Here is a 20176-nt window from a genome sequence, read left to right as displayed (position 1 = left end):
CGGAGGATTACAATTTTATTTTGTAGTTATATATATATTCCGATCGCACTAGGTAACGCTGACAAATGAATCGGGTTGCACGCCGTTGTTTTTCTTCCTTGCTGTGTTTGGGATTAGTAGTCGCTATAACAGTTTTTTCACACTCTTCACTCCCAGTTTATTCCCAAAAAACCAGTCCCTTAACTACAGAAATTCGCGGCGTTTGGCTAACTAATGTTGCCAGTGGTGTACTATTTGTACCTTGGGGTATTAATCGCGCTTTAAATCAATTATCCGCTCTTAACTTTAATACCATTTATCCTGTAGTTTGGAACCGAGGACATACTTTTTATAAGAGTGCTGTAGCCAAAATGACTACAGGATCTGATAGTCAACCTTTTCTCAAGTTTATGCATGGTGGACACGATATTTTAACAGAGATAGTAAAACTTGCTAAAAATAAAGATTTGAGAGTTATTCCCTGGTTTGAATATGGGTTTATGACGCCGCATTATTCAGAATTAGCAAGGCGTTATCCTGACTGGTTAACAATTGGACAAAAAGGTATAAAGTCTATTCAAGATGCTCCACCAGAAGAAATTGATAATGCTTTAGTGAGTAAGCAAGCTTGGTTGAATCCTTTACATCCCCAAGTTCAAGAGTTTATCCAAGGACTACTTTTGGAAGTAGTCAGAGATTACAATATCGATGGTATTCAACTTGATGACCATTTTGGAATGCCTGTACAATTTGGCTACGATCGCTTCACCGTTGAACTTTATCAACAAGAGCATCAAGGCAAAAGTCCTCCAGCCGATCCTTTTAACCTAGAATGGATGCGTTGGCGAGCTGATAAAATTACTGATTTTATGGCAGAAATCTATCAAGCTGTAAAGGCAGTTAAGCCTAAAGTCAAAATATCTTTATCACCCAACTATCAAGCTTTTGCCTATAAATACTATTTGCAAGATTGGGAAAATTGGGTAAAAAAAGGTTTAGTTGATGAGTTAATTTTGCAGGTATATCGAAATGACAATAACTCTTTTATCGCTCAACTTGAACAACCATCTGTAAAATTAGCTCAAAGTCTAATTCCAGTAGGAATTGGTATATTATCGGGAACCGTGCATAATCCTGTCAAAATCCCCCAAATTCAAGCACAGGTTCAGGCAGTGCGCGATCGCAATTTTGATGGTATCTCCTTTTTCTACTGGGAAAGTCTGTGGGGTTACATCTCACCTGAATCACCCCAACAGCGACGCAAAGCTTTTCTTGATATGTTTGATACCAAGCCTATTAGACGATTACAACTTTAATTTTGTCATTTGTCATTTGTCATTCCCCTTGTCCCTCTTTCCCATTCCTCTTGATGCTATTAGCGCCGGAAAATACTAGATTTAGCTTTGCGTTGCTTTGGACTTTAGCTACTTTTAGCGGTTTTTTATTGAGTTTGTTATTCATTGAAATTGGCGAAAAGCCTGATATTGGAGTATTAGAAGCCACTGTCGGCGGATTTGCGATCGCACTTCTTCAAGGTTGTCTTCTCAAACAACCTATATTTTGTATTAGGTGGATTTTGTCAAGTCTTTTAGGTTGGAGTATCATCACTGCCATCGGCATTGGTGCTTTGGGTTGGATTGTACCTAGTACTGAGTTTCTTCCCCTGAGAATTCTCTATGGTGCGATTTATGGAGGACTCGGCGGCTTAGGAATAGGATTGACACAATGGTTAGCTATTTCCCAGCCAATGGCTGTAGTCTGGCGATGGATATTTGTCTCTTCCGCAAGTTGGGCGATCGCTATTCCTTTCGGTTCTGTTGTCGGGATTATTTTACGCCGCCTGACGCACTTATTTTTAGGGGAAGTTATGGGATTAGCTATCACTTGGCTAGTGGTTGGCATCCTCACAGGGATTAATGCTCACAAATTGCGATCGTGAATGGGGTATGGGAAACAAGGGAGATCAGTAGGATCGGGGAGACAAATCAATTCAAAATTCAAGCATTTTAAAACTCCTACCTCCTGCCTCCTCTTTCCTATGCCCAATACCAATATGACAAATTGTAAATTTAATTGATAAAACTTGATGATCGCACCTACGTATATGCAACAATTTTGAAAAACTGTTCAAAATTACCAAAGTTGCCCTAACCTGCAAATGCATTTTCGCCTTCAAAAAGCAGGATTTGTGAAGCTGACACCTATTAGCTTTCCTAGATTTCCGATCGGAAGTAAAGAAAAATACAAATTTCCATGAGCAACGGCTGACAATACTTTGCCTTAGGCGCCCAAGTGCATCTACTATCAGCATAACTACAAGAGAGCGCCTAGAAGAGTCAGTAATTCCAGACAGGGACTCTCGCATGAATACTCTCGCATGAATATAAATCCGACTGAATCAACTATAGAGTTGACACAACTATCACCTCCTCATATTCTCTTCGGCACAGAAGTCGATAAAAAAAGTAGTAGCGAGCAGTTTCTACTAAGCATGTACGATTCTGTGCAAACATCAATATTTATAGTGGATGTCCTAGAAGACGGGGATTTTCGGTATGTCGCCTTAAATCCGACTCATGAGCGTTGGATAGGAATTTGCTCAGACGAACTACGGGGCAAAAAACCAGAAGATATTCTCTCGCCCATCGATGCTGCTAGGGTACGTCAGCGTTATGCTGACTGCGTGCTATTTGGCGAAACAATTTCTTACGAACAATGTTTGCAATTCCAAGGGATTCCCACTTGGTGGAGTACAACTCTGACTCCTGTACGTGATGCTAATTCCCGGATTTATCGATTGATTGGTACTAGTACCAATATTACTCCTGTTAAAGAGGCAGAACAACGAATTGGACTTCAGGCACAACGAGAGGAACTTCTAGAAGCGATCGCCGGACGGATTCACCAATCTGTAGAATTAGAGACAATTCTCCATCAGACAACCCAAGAACTGCGGCAGTTTTTAAAGAGCGATCGCGTGTTAATTTATCGCTTTGGTACTGATGATAGTGGAGTAGTCATTGCCGAATCAACTACGGTTAATAGCGATAGCAATCCGCTTTTGGGAAAAAACATCACCGATGCTTACTTCAGTAGCAAACATGGAGAACGTTACGAACGAGATTGCATTCAAGTTATTGAAGATATTCAAACACCTGGATTAAATCCTTGGCAAATAGATTTAATCGCCTCTTTGCAGATGAGGGCTAATCTAGTTGTGCCAATTTTTTTTCAGCAAGATGCTTGGGGGCTGTTGATTGCCCAGCATTGCCACCAATTACATCAATGGCAGCAAATGGAAACCGATTTACTCAAGCAGATAGCTACTCAAATCGGCATTGCTGTCCAACAGGCAGAACTTCATCAGCAACTCGAAGATTTCCGAGTCCAGATGGAGTTGCACAAACAGAAGCACATCAATCAGTTGCAGCAGGTGCGAAATTTTGAAGCCTTGGTGCGACAGATGACAGAACAAATTCGAGACAACCTGGATGAAAGTCAGGTTTTGCAGACAGTCACCCAAGAATTAGCGCAGTTACTCAACCTTGATGGTTGCCAAATCGAACTTTATAGCACCTGCCAAACCCTGGTAAAAATTACTTACGAGTACACTACGAACTTACCCCAGTCTTTGGGATTGGCCAGACAAATTGCAGATCGTCCCGAAATTTACCAGCCACTATTACAAAAACAACCTTTGCAATTTTTGGAAATTGTTCCTGGATGGCAACCAACGTTACTAGTTATCGCCAAGATGGCTTGTCCAATTTTCGATACTCAAGGAATTTTGGGAAATATTTGGTTAACAAGACCAACACAAGAGGCCTTTGATGAATTTGAAACTCGTTTAGTCCAGCAGATCGCAAATGAATGTGCGATCGCCATTCGTCAAGGACAACTCTACCAAAAAAATCAGGCACAGGTAAAAGAATTAGAAAAACGCGATCGGCTCAAAAACGAATTTCTCAGAAATCTCTCTCAAGAACTGCGGACACCAATAACTAGCATCAGCCTTGCAGCCCAAACTCTAGAAAGTGTTCTCACACCAAAAGAAATATTAGATATAGAAATAGTTCCGCAGTTGTTACAGATTTTGCATAATGAGTGTGCGCGAGAAAGCAAGTTAATTAACGATCTGCTCACACTTACATATCTCGAAGCCGAACCCGATCCTCCAACTTTGATTGCCATTGACTTACAAACTTGGCTTCAGCCGATTGTCGAGTCTTTTCGAGATCTTACCAACTGCCAGCGCCAACACTTAAAGCTGACTGTCGATCGCACACTCCCACTTTTAGAAACAGATATCACAGACCTAGAGCGGATTGTCACCGAACTACTCAACCATGCTTGCAAATACACCCCAGCAGGGGAATACATCACAGTTTCGGCTGAACTGAGAGTTGACCAAGTAGAGTTGAAGATTACCAATTCTGGAATTGAGCTTACCAGCAGCGAACTGTCACAGATTTTTGAGCCTTTTTATCATCTTTCCAAACACGATCGTTGGAAACATAGCGGCACCGGACTAGAACTAGCATTAGTACAGAAAATGGTTAGACATTTGGGCGGCTTAATTGATGTAGAAAGTGCAGCAGGCCAAACCAGCTTTACCGTTAAATTATCCCTTTAACTCGTTTTTTGGGCTGTGGGACTAGCAAATGTCTGATAAGTTTGCTATGATCCTTATTCGTGTGGGTGACTAGCTCAACGGTAGAGCAGTAGACTCTTAATCTATTGGTTCTGAGTTCGAATCTCAGGTCACCCACTGCTTCCAGCCCTTCTGTAGATTAACTAATTATTTGTCACTGTTAACAGATTATTCTCACTTTTCACTAATTAATGTCATTGTTAACAGATTAATATCCTCTTTGAGAAATTAATGACAGTTTAAAGAACTAAGATATAACTTTCCTATAATATTATTCCACCCATATCTCACTTTTAGGTGATTGCGATACTTTAAAAGAAACCGTCTAAAATGCTTTTGCAAAATACCCACAGTTGGCGATTGCAGGAAGACTCCATAACGTACTGTGCATTTCATCTCACCTTGTTAGAAAATATTTTTTTGTACAAAACATTGACGACCAATAGATTAAGAGTCCTTTCAACCCACCCTTTTTAAGAAAACTTTTGTAGCTAATCTGAAAAATAAGATATAAATTTTTTAACCCATCTCTATCCGAAGGGTTGTTGAAATCGGTCTTCACTTGCGACGCTCGAACTTGTAGAATTTGAATTAGAACAAGCGATACCTAACGGCAAGCCGCCTAACGTCTACGCCCAAATCAAAGCAGGTCAACCTGTAATTCCAGTATGGTTGGATACCATACACGAGCGTATAGCCAGCAAGGTCTATTTGTGGTTCATTTACCTGAAAATCGCTGTAAGAAACTAGTATTTAGGAGTACTTTCTCAGTCCTTAGTCCCCAGCGATGCACTGAGCTTGTCGTTGGCGCAGCCTCTCGCAGAGAAGTGTCCCTAATCCCCAGTCCCCATTCCTTATTATTTCGTTACAATCGGCTTGTGCGTTAGGCATTGAAGAGTTATCAGCCATGAATTTGATTTTCGATCCACCGATTCCTGTGAAAATTCAAAAGATGAAGGAACGGGTGCGGTGGATGCATCCGAGTTTTGTGCAACGGGGAATCGACCAAACTAGTCTGGTTATTGGCGATCGCCAACAGGATAATCCAGAATTTTCCTTTATGGTTATTGGTGACTCTGGTACTAAATCCCATTCTCCACACCACCCCCAACGAAAAGTTGCCGAACTGATGCTTCCTCACCGAGAGGATTGCAGTTTTGTGTTGCACACAGGGGATGTAATCTATGTGGTGGGTTCTCAAGAGTATTACTCAACAAACTTTATTGAACCTTACCGGGAATTTCTTGTCGGTGGTGATAATCCGAAAGCCATTTCTTATGACCGTATGGTGTTTAATCAGCCGTTTCTCCCAGTACTCGGTAATCATGATTACTACGATGTGCCGTTGATGTATCGGTTATTTACAGGAACAACATCCTCGCTACGTCGGCTGTTGGGCTATAAAGATACGGAGATTGGCTGGCATGGATCGTATCAAGGTAACACCTATGCACGGGCGTTTATGGATTATACGGCGGCGATGTCTTCTGAAGAGTTAGAACGTCATTTAGATCGACACTATACCGCCAAGACTGACAAAGGACGTTGTTTACGTTACGAACCTGGACAATTCACTCGCTTACCCAATCGCTATTACACCTTTCGTTACGGTGGGATTGACTTTTTTGCACTGGATTCTAATACCTTTAATACGCCATCACCTTTACCAGCGACTCAAGAAGGAGAAATTTACCGGCGGGAATTACAAAAGCGTCGTCATGATATAGATCGAGAAGAATTGCAGATTTTGAAAATATGGGATGGACTAAACCCAGATAAACCGACTGAAGCTGAACAACTTGATGAGCTTAGTGCCAAATTAGACCAAATTAATGAGATTAAAATTGATATTGAAAAACAATTAGCGTCTGAGAAAATACCTGCGATCGATTTTGAACAACTTGAATGGTTGCGAAGTAGACTAATCGAATCTTGGAATACTTCTGAGGTGCGTGGACGTGCGATCTTTTTCCACCATCCACCCTACGTTACAGAGGCTACTAAATGGCATCAAGCACAAACTTTGGCGGTTCGCCACCGTTTGCGCTGGGTGTTTGAACAAGTAGCTGAAAATCTTGGTTCTCTAATTAAAGAGCGTCCTATAGTGGATTTGATTTTAAACGGTCACGCTCACTGTTTGGAGCATCTTTGTACAACTGATACTGGATTTGCTGATTCCCACATTAACTGCATTATTTCTGGTGGTAGTGGTCATCGTCCTCGTTATCAACGGCGAGAGGGGACTGAATTGATGGAAACTTTTGCAGAAATTCCAGGTAAACCCAGTCGTAAAGTTGCTGATTCAATGCTTTTTGTTGGTCGCTATGACGAAAATTTCCAGAACCGCCTACCTTATTCATGCGTGCGGATTGATGTTTTAGATGGTCGTCCACCGAAGTTTATCGTCAGACCGTTGATTACTGAGCGTCTTGGAGAAGTTTGGTATAATAGCGAACCTAAACCTTTTGTGATTTAAATAGCTAACCTGAGATCGCAAAGACGCGATTTATCGCGTCTCTACAAATGGTCTATTTGTCGCATTATTTTTTCAAATTGGTATTACTACTGTTGTGACTATAACGACTGCGGCGCGGTAATCACTGCCACTGGGCAATGTGCTTTACTCAGAATTGCGTCTACTCTGTGACCGAAGAAAACGCGACCTGTAACCATTCGGATATTACTACCCAAAATAATTAGGTCAACTTCCTTGGCTTGAGCAAACTTGAGGATTTCCCTTTCTGGGCTAGTTCCTTGAAGAACATAGGTTTTAACTTCAGCACCGAGATTGCGGCCAATTGCTGCTTGCTGTTCTAGTAAATCGTGAGCAATTTCTTTGACTGGAGCTAGCGATCGCTGTTCGTAAAGAATATACTCAACCTGTGGCAAATTAATCACATTGACGATCATCACTAATGCTCCGGTTTGAGCCGCGATCGTACTTGCCATCTCTACAGCATTTTTGCTGTATTCAGTTCCTACCGTTGGCACGAGAATCTTTTTTAGCTCTTGTTGAGCGATTTTGCATATCTCGCCTTTGGGGTGGGGTAAGTGCGACTTCACCACCATCGTTGCACAAGGCGCTTCTTGTACTACCCGATCTACAAGTAAGTTGAACAAAGCTTTTTGTGGGCGTATCTGCTCAGAAGCTCCTAGTACGATCAAGTTATAATTTTTATTCGCTTCATTCAGAATGACCTCCGCTTTACTACGCCCAGACTCCGTTTTTGCTTGCAGGGTAGTATCAGCAGGTAATTGCATTTCCTCAGCAACGGACGCTAGAGCTTGCTCTGCGGCGGTGTCTTTTACCTGGGTTGCCGTTCGACGTGCTTTTTTTTGCGGCTGTTTATCACTCAGGGCATATAGAGATGTAACTTCTATGGAGTTTTGGCGAGCCATGTAACCGACTAGCTGCGCCGCTAGTTGGATGTTGGGACCGCCGCTAGTTGGTATTAATACACGCTGGATTTGTTTAATAAAGCTACGACTATCTTGCTCTTCTTGTTCTAAACGTCTAGCTTCCTCTTCACCCATAACCACCTTTGACAAAGACCAGCGCAAAAGAGGTGGAGCCATTAAGGAAGTAACGATCGCCACCATGACAATAATCGAGTACATCTGGGGATTCAATACTCCCAGAGATAAACCAATCGTGGCAACGACAATTTCCATCGCCCCGCGAGCATTCATCCCGGAACCCATCGCCAAACCTTCCCAATGGCTCAAGCCGCCGACGCGAGAACCAAGGTAAGCACCTGTAAATTTCCCAACACAGGCAACAACGAGAACAATCAAGCCAAATATCAACGTCTGGGGAACTAACAAAGTTAGCAAATTAACTTTCAAGCCAGCTGAAGCAAAGAAAATTGGCGCAAGAAAGGCTGCTGTGAAGACTTCTAGCATGTGTCCAGCTTCATTGCTAAAGCGGCGGGATTGACCGGCGAGAATCCCCAGTACAAAAGCACCTAATGCTGCTTCCAGACCTAATGCATGGGTAAGTGCCGCTGCTGAGAGAGAAAGAATCAGTACCACCGATATACTAGCGGCGATTCCCCCAACGTAGTCATCAACCCACCGCAAAATCTGGTCTACAATGGTACGCCCAATTGTAAAGGCGATCGCTAGAAACAATATAGCCGCACTCACCGAGTGGAAAATTGTCCCAAAGTCAAATTTGCCGCTACTAGCTAAACCTGAAACCACAGAAAGTAAAATCCAGCCGATGGTGTCGTCAGTCATCCCAGCAGCTAAGGTAACTTGACCAATGTCACGGCGAATCAGATTTAAGTCCATCAGCACCTTCGCAATCACTGGTACTGCCGAAATACTCATAGCTGTGGCGATAAATAAACTGAAAACCAGTCGTTTTTCGGGGTTGGCTAAAAAACTATCTGGCAATAGCCAGCCGAGTCCAAATCCGGTGATAAAGGGGACAATAATTCCACCCAGTGAAATCAGCAGAGCTGTTTTACCCTTACGCAGAATCAGTTTTAGATCCGTCTCCAAGCCAGTTACAATCAGTAAAAATAATACACCTAACCAAGAAATCACTGAAAGTAAATTAGATTGTTCTTGACTTTTAGGAAATATCTGTGCTTGTAAATCTGGAAGGAGTAAACCAAATAGAGAAGGACCAAGCAGCACACCCGCCAGTAATTCTCCAACAACAGGCGGTAGGTTAATCCGGCGCATCAACTCACCTAATCCCCGCGCTACCAGAAGCAATAGTGACAGTTGCACCAGTACTAACAGCAGCTCGTGATGACCGAGAGGTTTAATTAAACCGTCACCTGCTACTTTCTGTGCAGCGAGTACAGGCACTAACATTAGGGACAGGTTTTGCATATAAGCGTCCAAGGGGTGGATTACAAATTTTTCAACGCGCTGTTCAAGTAAATCCTGAAAATGTTTACTTCCACATCGGCCTATGAGATTAAACTGTCATTGTCATTAGATGTCTTAACAGGAAGACGAGCCTGTGCGATCGCCTCAATCTCTCAGATTGGCAGCAAAGCTTTGCCGCTCAACTTATTTTCGAGCGCGAACAAAGAACTTTGTAGTATCTTCCCAAATACCTTGCTCGGTCGCTAGTTTCTCGATTTCAGCTTTGTACTCAACTTGCAACTGATTTAATTGTTCTGGTGATAATTTTGACAACAGGGGATTACCTTTAAAATTTATATTCATTGCTATCTCAGATAATTTGTTATCCCTGAGAGGGCGATAACGCCCTGATGGCTCAATCTTAATTTCGATATCTCTAAAACCTACCTGATTGAGCAAATTACGACATTTTTCTGGAGTCCCAAGTGGTTCAAGGATATGTGGTAGCGATATCCCCAAAACTTTAGTGTAGATCCTCTGATGAAGAGATGCCATATAAGCAGTTTCAGGAGGACATGTAAATGCCACAAACCCTCCAGTTTTCAAGAAGCGATACCACTTTTGCAAAATAGCAAGGATATCAGGAAAAAGTACAATTGCCTCACAGCAAAAAACAACATCAAAACTACTATCACTAAAGTTAATATATTCTGCATCTGCCTCAATCAACTCGATATTTTGTAATCTTGCTGCTGCAATCTTCAGTCTTGCTTGATGTAACATTCCAGGGGTCATATCAACCCCAATCACGTAACCCTCTGAACCAACTTTTTCCGCTACGGGTATCGCAACTAAACCTGTTCCAGTCGCCACATCAAGAATTTTCTGTCCCGAATGTAGCGTCACAAAGTCAACTAAAAGCTTGGCTTCTAAAGGATGGCGAGTACCTTCTTCATGGTCATAAGTCGTTCTACTACCATAAAATTCTCTTAGTTGCTGCTTATAACTATCGCGATCGGTCATAACCAAATGCCCAATTTTCTCCACTTTATAGTAAATCTTGTTGTCATCTTGAGTTTTTCGCTGCTGAACCCAATTAACACAGCACAAGCCGTATCTCCATCCACCACGGTTTACGAACAACGGATAATCCACAATCCAGACGGTATTGGCAAATATTATATGGGGCGCGAAATTGCCAAAGTGATGGGATACACTGGCGCTGGCTGGTTAGAACGTCCAAGCCGAGAGGGAGAGGAACAGCCAAGTAAAATAGTCAGCCTCCTGAACCTAAAACCTAACGATGTGGTGGCAGATATTGGCGCTGGTACGGGTTACTTGAGCTTTCGCATCGCACCGTTATTAACAGCAGGTAAGGTTTTGGCTGTAGATGTTCAGCCAGAAATGTTCGAGATTATTGAGTTGTTCAAAAAAGAGAAAAATATCAGCAATGTTGAGCCGATTTTGGCAACCCTTACCGACCCAAATCTACCAAATGAAAGTGTCGATTTGGCGTTGATGGTGGATGCTTATCATGAACTTGAATATCCCCAAGAAGTGATGCAAAAAATTGTCAAAGCACTGAAACCTCGTGGTCGGGTGGTGCTAGTTGAGTATCGGGGTGAAAATCCCTTTATTACGATCAAAGGTCTGCATAAAATGACTCAAAAGCAAGTCCGTAAAGAAATGCAAGCTGTTGGTTTAGTTTGGTGTGAAACCAAAAACTTGTTACCTCAACAGCATTTAATGGTGTTTCAGAAACCGGATTCTAGCGAATTTTGACATAAAATAAGACTCATTGCCAGAGTAGAAAATCATGGTAAAAGTATCACTCAAGCAGCAATTTCCTCCTTTAGAAAATGGCGATCGCCTCACTTGCTACGAATTTGAGCGACGTTATCAAGCAATGCCCCGTCATCAAAAAGCAGAATTAATTGAAGGAGTTGTATACTTGGCATCCCCATTACGCTTTGAAAGTCATGCTGAACCACATGGCCATATAATTACTTGGTTGGGAGTTTATGAAGCATCAACCCCTGGTGTGAGATTGGGAATTGAGCCAAGAGTCCGCTTAGATCGAGACAATGAACCACAACCAGATGGAGTGCTATTAATTACACCAACAGCTAAAGGACAATCTCATTTCAGCGATGACGATTACATTGAAGGTGCGCCAGAACTTGTCATAGAGATAGCAGCCAGCAGTGTTGCTATTGACTTACATGACAAGAAAAAAGCCTATTGTCGTAATGGGGTAAAAGAATATATTATTTGGCAAATATTTGAAAATAAATTAGATTGGTTTAGCCTACAACAAGGAGAATATGTTTCCTTAGAAGTGGACGCAAACGGAATTATCAAAAGTCAAATATTTCCTGGTTTGTGGTTGTCAATATCAAATTTACTTGCTGGCAATGTGCAGCAAGTATTGGCTGTGTTGCAGTCGGGATTAAATTCACCAGAACATCAAATATTCGTACAGCAGTTGTCTAATCAGAATTCAGGTGGTCACTGAGTTTATGGTGAGCGCAGTTGAACTGCGTAGTCGTTGGCGCAGCCTCTCGTAGAGAAGTGAGTCAGAATTCAGGAATCAGAATAGTTAAAAAATCAGGGAAACATTTGATGAATATTTTGGCATTAGTCTATTTTTTGTGGAATCAGACTGGCGCTTTTAGTTGTGTTATCCCAAACAATCCAGCTAACAGAATTATCTAAATCATCGGGGCTATTTGAAACTTTGAAGTATAGCTTTTCTGTGCCTTTTCTTTCAATAGCAAAGTCGGCATTTTGAGCATAAACAACTATAAAACCTTTATCTCGCAAACAATACATCGCCCAGGCTTTCAATGATTGCTTGTATGGTTCGTGGGGAATTGGCGGTTTTGCGATCGTGTCTTCAATTACTTTAAATATTTGCATTGGTGTTGTTACTAAAAGTAGATACTTTTGCTATTATCCATCGTTTAATGGACATTAAACACTTAAAATGTGGGCTTTCAACAATTAGTGTCTATTAAGCTGAAAATGTGCCACCTTGATGTAATAATTTTAACAGTTTATTGCTTTAAGTTAAACTTGAACAAACTTAAATAATTAAATCACATTTTATTAAGAGCTTGTACTGAGTAGGCTATTAGAAATTTATAGTGTAGAAAATGATGAAAGTCTACCTAATTTTAAGGTGGAGTGTTCAGATAAGCAAGATTAGCAGTTATAAACGATAAAAAGTGATGTATACAAATTCTCTTGTTTCTCTTATTAGCTCCGAAGCAACTAAACAACTTAGTAAGCTTATTACAGGTAAATTACTTACAGAAACTCAGATTGAAAGTATCAGTAAACATGTTGTTGGGCAGTACTTTGTTGACTGGCTTCCTACATCTCAAAAAGACGCAGAAGCGGAACAACGTATATCTTTTGCTAAGACACACATAACGGAAGCTGCCAAGATAATCACTAGCTTACAGGATGACCTTGAAAAGCAAGTTAAACAACTTGACTTGTTAGCAAAGGAGATTGAGGAGAAGAAACAAACTGCTGAACGATATGCTGTTCTTGCAAAAATCAATCAAGATGATTTTGCTGCTATGCGAGCAGAGTTGGAAGAAGCACTTAGGAATCAATTAAGAGCAGAAGCTGAACAAGGAAAAGGTATAAGACGGACTGTATCTTTTGGATCTTGGGTGATTACTTTGATACTTGGTGCAGCCTTGGGAACTTGGTTCCAAATTCAGTTACAACCAACATTCCAAGCTCCAGTTAGCCAACCTACTTCCAATCAACCTACTCAAAAACAACCTACCTCAAAGTGAGTATTCAGTCATAGCTGCAAGCAATAGAGATTGCGGTCTAACTCTAAAGGTTGTTTGACATCTTTGTTAATGGTGTAATTTTGCTTGTAAAGCGTAGACAGTAAATGTTTAAAACTTACACATAATTCTTCAATATACACTTAAACAGCTTCTGGATCGCAACGAATTTCAATCATAAAGCCATCTGGATCGTAAAAATACACACCTCTACCAGTAGGGCGAGTGACTGGGCCATGTGCGATCGCTATTTCATTTTCTCTGATTACTGCCACCGCGCGATCGAATAACTCCGAATCAATATCAAACGCCAGATGGTAGGCTCTGGTAAAAGTCTTTTCTGGATTCGGATCTGGCGGTGATAATTCTGGTTCCCCAAATAAGTCTAGTATCATACCATCCGGGGTGACGAAATTGGCTACTTTTCCTGATGCGACAAGTTCAATCAGAGTTGCGGGTACTTCGTCGCCTGTAAGTTCATGCAAACCGAGGATAGTCCCATAAAAATGTCGGGAAGCTTGCATATCCTTAACGTTGAGGGCAATATGATGCACTTTACGCAAATTCCCTGGAGCAAGGACACTATTGGCAGATTTGGTTGTATGTAGCATAGTATGTCCCCAGCCAAATTTTGTTTTTTTACCAACAAAAGTTTCTAGCTTTTAACTGGTCACGGCGTTCATCCCCCACCATACGCAAAAAGTTGGTGGGGGAGGAACGCCGCTTTGGGATTGGGGACTGGGGACTGGAAAAAAGTTTTTTAAAATTTGGTGGTGGGTAAAAGCCCCCACCATAATTTTAAGGGTTTGACACCCAATCCCCAATCCCCAATCCCCAGTCCCCAGTCCCCTTTACCTTAACTTAAGACTTGACTCAATAACTCACGGTGCATTAAGGCTCTATCTACTAAAGATTGTATTTGCTCTGGTGAGAGTGGATCGCCATTAGCATAATGCTCCATCCAAGTCAGACTAATCAAGTTGGGGTCATCTGGTAAACTCGCCAAATCCCACCCAGGTATTTCTAAGTCTTCCATGAGCCGATTTACCTTAGGATCGTAACTGAGAGCAAAACAGCGACAGCCTTCAGCAGCAGCCATAATTAAGCTGTGTAGGCGCATACCAATTGCCATTTCCACACCGCGAAACACACCTTTTAAAAGTTGCGGATCTTCCAGACATAAAATCTGGCTGACATCTTGAAGGTGTGGTTGAATACCTTCGGCAATACTTAAATCTTCACTTTTTTGGAATGGGAGTAGTAAGATAAATGCCTGTGTGGCTTTTTGAAAATCGACTAAAGCACGAGTCAAGTTAGCCAAACGTGCTTCTGTAAGTTGAGGATGCGATCGCAACGTTACAGCAACTCTCGGCGCGCGTAAATCCCAAAGTCCTGGTACTGGTTTAGATTCTAACGCCCAAACTGGGTCAGGAGCGATGATACAAGGAATTTGCCAATCAGATAATAAAGCAGCACTGGTGCGATCGCGCACGCTAATTTTGCTACAATTACTATAAGTTTGCCGTGCCAACCAGCGAGTTTGGGGACGCACCAAAGGGCCAATACCCTGCGCCCAAGCAATAGTTTTCAAACCCATTTTCTGCGCCAATGCCATCAATCCCCCATAATAAAATGGGCTGATACTACTGGTAACATCTTGAATGAGACTGCCACCACCCCAAATCAAGGCATCGCAAGAGCGCAAAGCTTGTAAAACCTGTAAAATACTCATGCGATCGTGGGTTTCTACATTGTAGCGATCGCGTGTTTCCTTTGGATTGCCCGAAAGCACCACAGGCGTCACATCAGATGGTAGCATTTGCAAAAGCGTTGCCAACAAAGCTTCGTCACCACCATTTCCTTTACCATAATACCCAGACAATAATGCCCGCATCTTGACCATTTTAGATTTTGAATTTTAGATTTTGGATGATTAACTTTTTTCTAAGGGACTGACAAATAAAAAAATATCCCACTGTTCACAGTTAACACTTCGGCTCATTTCGACTACGCTCAAATCGAGCGACTTGCACTGAGCGGCGTCGAAGTGAGTCGAGATTCAATGACTACAGTCAGCAACTTCAAGTGGGATAATTTATTTCTTGGAGTTCTCTAAATATTTGACTAAATGTCCCCCATCCTCTCTACCAAAGATGAATTTTCTTGTGGGAAGATGATTTTATAGAAAGACAACAGAACTTAATTACTCCCAACTGTATGCACGCCCTTTCCATTCCCACCTGGATTATTCATATTTCTAGCGTTATTGAGTGGATTGTTGCCATTTGGTTAATTTGGACTTATGGCGAACTCACTGGTAACCAGAATTGGTGGGGATTATCCCTGGCCATGTTACCAGCTTTAGTCAGCGCCATGTGTGCTTGTACCTGGCATTATTTCGACAACGCCGAATCTCTCGAATGGCTGGTAACGCTTCAAGCTACCATGACTTTAGTTGGTAATTTTACACTTTGGGCGGCGGCGTTTTTGATTTGGCGTTCTACCAAATCTCCTAACACTCTTGAACCAAAACCTATTGAATCAGAACAATGATTTCTAAAGAAACCCTGTTTGCACTTTCACTGTTTCCCTATTTGGGTTTCTTGTGGTTTATCAGCCGCAGTCCGCAAATGCCACGTCTAGCACTGTATGGATTTTATGGGACTCTTGTCTTTGTTGCCATCACCATCCCAGCAGGAATTTACGCACAACTGCATTATGGCGAGTCTTTGGCCAATGTAGATTGGTTACACGGTAGTGCAGAAGTATTTTTGACCCTTTCTAACATCTTGCTGGTGCTGGGCTTTGGACAAGCGATAAGGCAACTAAAAAATTAACTCTCGCCTTCCTCTGTGCGCCGATCACTGAGTTTACGGTGAGCGCAGTCGAACTGCGTAGTCGAAGTGCTGCAATTCTGCGTGAGAAAAAAATCTATAAATCATCAGGAAAAAATAAATGGATGTAATTCCAGCAATAGATTTACTAGAAGGTCGTTGTGTGCGACTGTATCAAGGAGACTACGATCGCTCCCAAGTTTTTAGCGAAAATCCCGCTGATGTTGCCAAACAGTGGGTAGATCAAGGTGCTACTAGATTACACATAGTCGATCTAGATGGTGCCAAAGCAGGTAAAGTAGTAAACCTGGGGGCAATAGAAGCGATCGCTTCTGTGGCATCGATACCCATTGAAATTGGTGGAGGATTGCGCGATCGCACCAGCGTGCAACAAGTTTTTAATTTGGGGGTACAGTGGGCAATTCTCGGCACCATCGCTGTAGAACAACCTCAGCTTGTGCAACAACTATGTGAAGAATTCCCCGAACAGATTATTATCGGTATTGACGCTCGTAATGGCCGCGTAGCAACTCACGGTTGGTTAGAAACCTCAGAAGTTTTAGCAACCCAACTCGCTGTACAAATGCAAGAATTGGGCGCAGCCGCCATAATTTACACAGATATCCACAGAGATGGTACACTCACCGGACCAAATTTAGAAGCTTTGCGAGAACTTGCAGCAGCAATTTCCATCCCGATAATCGCCTCCGGTGGCGTGAGTTCTCTTACTGATTTGTTGAGTTTGCTGGCGTTAGAAGCACAAGGCGTAACTGGTGTAATTGTCGGACGTGCTTTGTATACTGGCGATATTTTACTCAAAGAAGCATTACAAGCGATCGGTCCTGGACGGATTCAGGATATACCACCCAACTTAGGTTTTTCTAGCTTTGCTTGATTCACCCGACTTTAGCGACAGCGTAAATTGATCGGGTTAACTAAACAGTGAATGGTACGGACAAAAAGTCTATGTAAATCTACTCGCAGTAGTAGACCATTTGCAATATTATGAGAATCTTGATTTCTATAAGGAACAATGTGGGCTGCTTCAATACAGCACTTGCAGCAGCTATGAGGTACATCCTCAAATCTGAAAGCTTTGATAGGAGAGGGCATAATCCGTGTGGTCAGTATTACCGGATACCATGTTACATTATCTATTTTCTCCACACACCAAGCGATCGCTAACTCATAGATTAAGATTTATATAGATTAAGATTTGTATTTATCCCGTTAAAAGCTAAGATTCCTACTTTTTTCAATAAACTTAAATTTTCTCTGATAGATTTCTGTAATCGACAATACCCGTAATGTATATTAAATTATTGTAATAGATTTCAAAATTTAGTATTATGTCTAGTCAAGAGCAAAATTCCAATCAAGCATATAATCAAACACAGCCTACTGGAATAAAGAAGAAGAAACTTCAACCTCCCCCAGACATCAAGAAACCAAAGAAAACTGAATAAAAACTCTTATCAATCTTTGTAGATACTTTAATTGAATTAAGTCTCTATAATTATTCTCAAAAATCAATCTAGCGATTTTCATTTGAATAAGTTACAAGTAGGGTAGCATAGTTATGCTACCCTATTCATTGTCTGTAATCCACCCAATTGTCAACCGCTATAAGCTTATTTATTTTTCGCTTGAGTCTTTGCTTGTTCTAAAGCTATTTCTTTCATTGCCTGATATGAATTCACATTTGAAGTACCTTCAATAGCTTTAACTGCCAAATCCTGAACTTGTTTCAAGGCAGATTCAAGTTGTTTAGAAAGATTTTGAATCCGCGTTTCTTGATTGGTAATAGTCTGTTCTAAAGATTGCAATCTTTGTTCATAAAAGCGCTTTTGCCCTTCCACTTCCTTAGAGTATAAATCTGATTTGATTTTAGCTTGGTAGTGAGCTATGCCTTTACCTTCTTCTGTAGCTTTTTTAATAGCTGCTTCTTTATCTTTAGGAAAAGCCTCAACTTTAGCTTTAAGTTCTTCAAATTGTTTTTCTTTCTCAGAAATTAGTTTCTCTCGTTCAGCCCACTGTTTTTCTATTTCTTGTAGTAATTCTTCTAACTGTTTATATAGTGCTTTCTGTCCTTGTTCGTATTCGTCAGTTTCTAGTTGGCGCTGGAGTTCTAAAGTATACTTATACTCTCCGGCATCGCGTTGACGACTCTTATTTAGGTTTTCGTTCCGTTCTTTTATCGCCCTTTGATGTTCTTCTTGTTCTTTTCCCCAAGTATTTCTTTGATCTAGTATTTCTTGCAATAAAGCTTCAGAACGTTGGCTATACTCTTCCTGATACGTTTTAGAATTATCTTCATATGCTTGGATAAGAGTATCCAAAATATCATCAGACATCTCTAAATTATGCAACTGTCTTAATTGTTGAATTTCCTCTTCTAAAGTTCGTCTGATTTCTTCTAATTTAGAAGCTTTAGTTGTCAAATGTTCCGATAACTCATTAGCAGCACTTCCAAAACCTAATTGAATTTTTGCTAAGCTTTCAATTGTATTATTCATTTTTTGTTGGACACTAGAAAGCTGATTCATAGGTATTTTTTGTTCTACTTTAGGCTGTTCTTGAGCTACAGATTGGTTTTCTTTGCTGACTTGCTCAAGTTGAGATTTGAGCGCTGCTTTTTCTTTGGATAACTCCTCATACGCCTGAAGAATTTCTACTTTAGTATTCTTATCAGTCGGTTTTTTTACCACCACAATAAACCTCCTCTTCAGGAATTTAAAATTCAAAATGATTAAGACGTTACAGACTTATAACTATTTAGAATTAGAACTATCAAAAGCCCTCATAGCTAAGTCCTGTGCTTGTTTCAATGCGGTTTGCAATTGAGCAGAAATACCTTCTATTTGCTCAGATTGCTTCTTGATTGTTTCTTCCAAAGATTGAATTTTTAGTTCATAACTCTGTTTGTTAGATTCCCATTCTTTCTCAAATAAATCAGCCTCAATCTTCGCTTTTTGACTGGTTTCCTTAATTGCTTCTTCTCTAGATTTCTTAATAGCTTCTTCTAGTTCGTTAGGAAATGTAGCTACTTTTTGTTGATAATCTGCAAATAGAGGTTGATGTTCAGTGAGTATTTTTTCTCGTTCAGCCCACTTTTTCTGTTTATTTTGAGAATTTTCTTGTATTTCCCTTTCTTGTTGGCGCTTTATAGCTTCGTAGCTGTCTGTATTGAGTTTGCGATTTGTTTCTAACTTATATTGATATTCTTCTTGCTCTTGCTGGCGATCTTTGGCTAATAGGTCGTTGTATACTTGGAGTTTATCTTCATACTCTGCTTGCTCTTTTTGCCATTCCTTACGCCTGATTGTAATTTCTTTTTCTAGAGCTTCCTTTTTACTAATAGTATCTTGTTCTAAAACTTTTAATTTCTCTTGGTGTTCTTGACTTAAAATGTCTAGAGTATCAGCAACAACTCTAATTTGCTGAAGTTCTTGTAGCCGTTGAGTTTCAATTTCTATTGCTTGGTTTAATTCATCTAACTTGGAGTTTTCCTGAGCCAGTTTTTCCGATAATCCATTGAGAATACTGCCAAACTCTAATTGTAAATCAGCTAAACCTTTGACAATACTATCAACTGTATATTTAGAAGCTGCTTGCAGAATTTCTTGACTTCTTGCCTTTTCCGCTTCCTCTTGTTTGGTTGCTATTTTAGACTCAAGCTTTTTTCTTTGGATAATAATTTGTTGAAATGCTTGCATTAGTTGTTGTTTGCTGTCTTTGACTCCAACTGTAGTCATATTCCAACTCCGTTCAATAGGCAAATGATTTATTGGGTAGCAAGCCATACCAATGACTACCCTATGCAGACATCAGAGTAGCCTTTGCATCGCATTTTTAGCGCAGTGTAAACACTGAAATAATCAACATATGACACTTAGATATGTAAGTGTTATCCACACCAGTGTCTTTCTGTTTATTAAGTATATTTTTCCTAGGGAGATAATAGTATATTTGTACTATAGATGGTTTACTCTTGTCAAGAAACAATTAAAGCTATTTAAGAATTTGAAGACTTAAAGTTACTAAAAATTATTGACAGCTTCGCATCCCAGTGTTTTATA

Annotated in this window: 18 protein-coding genes and 1 tRNA gene; 11 read left to right on the top strand and 8 right to left on the bottom strand. The window is 40.8% G+C overall.

What is annotated here, in order from left to right; genetic code table 11:
* Window positions 1–65: 65 nt before the first annotated feature.
* The 5 genes from ACFG4S_RS33005 (at window position 66) to ACFG4S_RS32985 (ending at window position 7106) form a co-directional block, all read left to right on the top strand.
* Window positions 66–1295, top strand: coding sequence for a glycoside hydrolase family 10 protein (locus ACFG4S_RS33005; RefSeq protein WP_392533053.1), 1230 nt, complete (start codon window positions 66–68; stop codon window positions 1293–1295).
* Window positions 1296–1348: 53 nt separating this feature from the next.
* Complete coding sequence (locus ACFG4S_RS33000; protein ID WP_392533052.1) at window positions 1349–1918, top strand: hypothetical protein; 570 nt, start codon at window positions 1349–1351, stop codon at window positions 1916–1918.
* A 438-nt stretch (window positions 1919–2356) separates the two neighbouring features.
* The gene (locus ACFG4S_RS32995; RefSeq protein WP_392533051.1) at window positions 2357–4612 is read left to right on the top strand and encodes a GAF domain-containing protein; all 2256 of its coding nucleotides are present in this window, start codon (window positions 2357–2359) and stop codon (window positions 4610–4612) included.
* Between the two features lie 63 nt (window positions 4613–4675).
* Window positions 4676–4747 (top strand) — tRNA-Lys (locus tag ACFG4S_RS32990).
* 790 nt (window positions 4748–5537) lie between these two features.
* Window positions 5538–7106, top strand: a complete 1569-nt coding sequence (locus tag ACFG4S_RS32985) for a metallophosphoesterase family protein (RefSeq protein WP_392533050.1) — start codon at window positions 5538–5540, stop codon at window positions 7104–7106.
* Between the two features lie 98 nt (window positions 7107–7204).
* Here the strand turns inward: ACFG4S_RS32985 and ACFG4S_RS32980 are convergent, their stop codons facing one another.
* Complete coding sequence (locus ACFG4S_RS32980) at window positions 7205–9475, bottom strand: cation:proton antiporter (protein ID WP_392533049.1); 2271 nt, start codon at window positions 9473–9475, stop codon at window positions 7205–7207.
* A 183-nt stretch (window positions 9476–9658) separates the two neighbouring features.
* Window positions 9659–10477, bottom strand: a complete 819-nt coding sequence (locus ACFG4S_RS32975) for a class I SAM-dependent methyltransferase (protein WP_392533048.1) — start codon at window positions 10475–10477, stop codon at window positions 9659–9661.
* 6 nt (window positions 10478–10483) lie between these two features.
* On the opposite strand from ACFG4S_RS32975, the gene ACFG4S_RS32970 reads away from it, so the two are divergent.
* Together ACFG4S_RS32970 and ACFG4S_RS32965 are read left to right on the top strand one after the other, a co-directional pair.
* Window positions 10484–11236 (top strand): class I SAM-dependent methyltransferase, encoded by a 753-nt coding sequence (locus ACFG4S_RS32970; RefSeq protein ID WP_392533047.1) that lies wholly within the window; start codon window positions 10484–10486, stop codon window positions 11234–11236.
* Window positions 11237–11270: 34 nt separating this feature from the next.
* Window positions 11271–11969, top strand: a complete 699-nt coding sequence (locus ACFG4S_RS32965; protein ID WP_392533046.1) for a Uma2 family endonuclease — start codon at window positions 11271–11273, stop codon at window positions 11967–11969.
* 122 nt (window positions 11970–12091) lie between these two features.
* Here the strand turns inward: ACFG4S_RS32965 and ACFG4S_RS32960 are convergent, their stop codons facing one another.
* Window positions 12092–12373, bottom strand: a complete 282-nt coding sequence (locus tag ACFG4S_RS32960; RefSeq protein ID WP_392533045.1) for a hypothetical protein — start codon at window positions 12371–12373, stop codon at window positions 12092–12094.
* Window positions 12374–12684: 311 nt separating this feature from the next.
* Here ACFG4S_RS32960 and ACFG4S_RS32955 point away from each other — a divergent pair, with 311 nt between their 5' ends.
* On the top strand, window positions 12685–13266 hold the full coding sequence (locus tag ACFG4S_RS32955) for a hypothetical protein (RefSeq protein ID WP_392533044.1): 582 nt from the start codon (window positions 12685–12687) through the stop codon (window positions 13264–13266).
* Window positions 13267–13406: 140 nt separating this feature from the next.
* Here the strand turns inward: ACFG4S_RS32955 and ACFG4S_RS32950 are convergent, their stop codons facing one another.
* Window positions 13407–13874: a VOC family protein gene (locus ACFG4S_RS32950; RefSeq protein WP_392533043.1), complete on the bottom strand. Its 468-nt coding sequence runs from the start codon at window positions 13872–13874 to the stop codon at window positions 13407–13409.
* A 245-nt stretch (window positions 13875–14119) separates the two neighbouring features.
* A complete protein-coding gene (csaB, locus tag ACFG4S_RS32945) occupies window positions 14120–15157 on the bottom strand; it encodes a polysaccharide pyruvyl transferase CsaB (RefSeq protein WP_392533042.1) in 1038 nt (345 codons plus the stop codon).
* 323 nt (window positions 15158–15480) lie between these two features.
* Here csaB and ACFG4S_RS32940 point away from each other — a divergent pair, with 323 nt between their 5' ends.
* From ACFG4S_RS32940 to hisA, 3 genes are all read left to right on the top strand, one after another.
* A complete protein-coding gene (locus ACFG4S_RS32940; RefSeq protein ID WP_392536139.1) occupies window positions 15481–15816 on the top strand; it encodes a DUF2499 domain-containing protein in 336 nt (111 codons plus the stop codon).
* Window positions 15813–16100 (top strand): DUF3593 domain-containing protein, encoded by a 288-nt coding sequence (locus ACFG4S_RS32935; protein WP_392533041.1) that lies wholly within the window; start codon window positions 15813–15815, stop codon window positions 16098–16100. The genes ACFG4S_RS32940 and ACFG4S_RS32935 overlap by 4 nt, the downstream gene beginning before the upstream one ends.
* 118 nt (window positions 16101–16218) lie before the next feature.
* Window positions 16219–16992, top strand: a complete 774-nt coding sequence (gene hisA, locus ACFG4S_RS32930; protein WP_392533040.1) for a 1-(5-phosphoribosyl)-5-[(5-phosphoribosylamino)methylideneamino]imidazole-4-carboxamide isomerase — start codon at window positions 16219–16221, stop codon at window positions 16990–16992.
* 11 nt (window positions 16993–17003) lie between these two features.
* On the opposite strand, the gene ACFG4S_RS32925 is transcribed toward hisA, so the two are convergent.
* From ACFG4S_RS32925 to ACFG4S_RS32915, 3 genes are all read right to left on the bottom strand, one after another.
* On the bottom strand, window positions 17004–17210 hold the full coding sequence (locus ACFG4S_RS32925) for an HNH endonuclease (RefSeq protein WP_392533039.1): 207 nt from the start codon (window positions 17208–17210) through the stop codon (window positions 17004–17006).
* Between the two features lie 518 nt (window positions 17211–17728).
* On the bottom strand, window positions 17729–18808 hold the full coding sequence (locus ACFG4S_RS32920) for a hypothetical protein (protein WP_392533038.1): 1080 nt from the start codon (window positions 18806–18808) through the stop codon (window positions 17729–17731).
* 60 nt (window positions 18809–18868) lie between these two features.
* Window positions 18869–19852, bottom strand: a complete 984-nt coding sequence (locus tag ACFG4S_RS32915; RefSeq protein ID WP_392533037.1) for a hypothetical protein — start codon at window positions 19850–19852, stop codon at window positions 18869–18871.
* Window positions 19853–20176 lie beyond the last annotated feature (324 nt).

The organism is Nostoc sp. C117, from assembly GCF_043099735.1.
Classification (GTDB): Bacteria; Cyanobacteriota; Cyanobacteriia; order Cyanobacteriales; family Nostocaceae; genus Nostoc.
The sequence above is the reverse complement of the archived record's forward strand: the minus strand, read 5'-3'. Positions and strand labels throughout refer to the sequence as shown.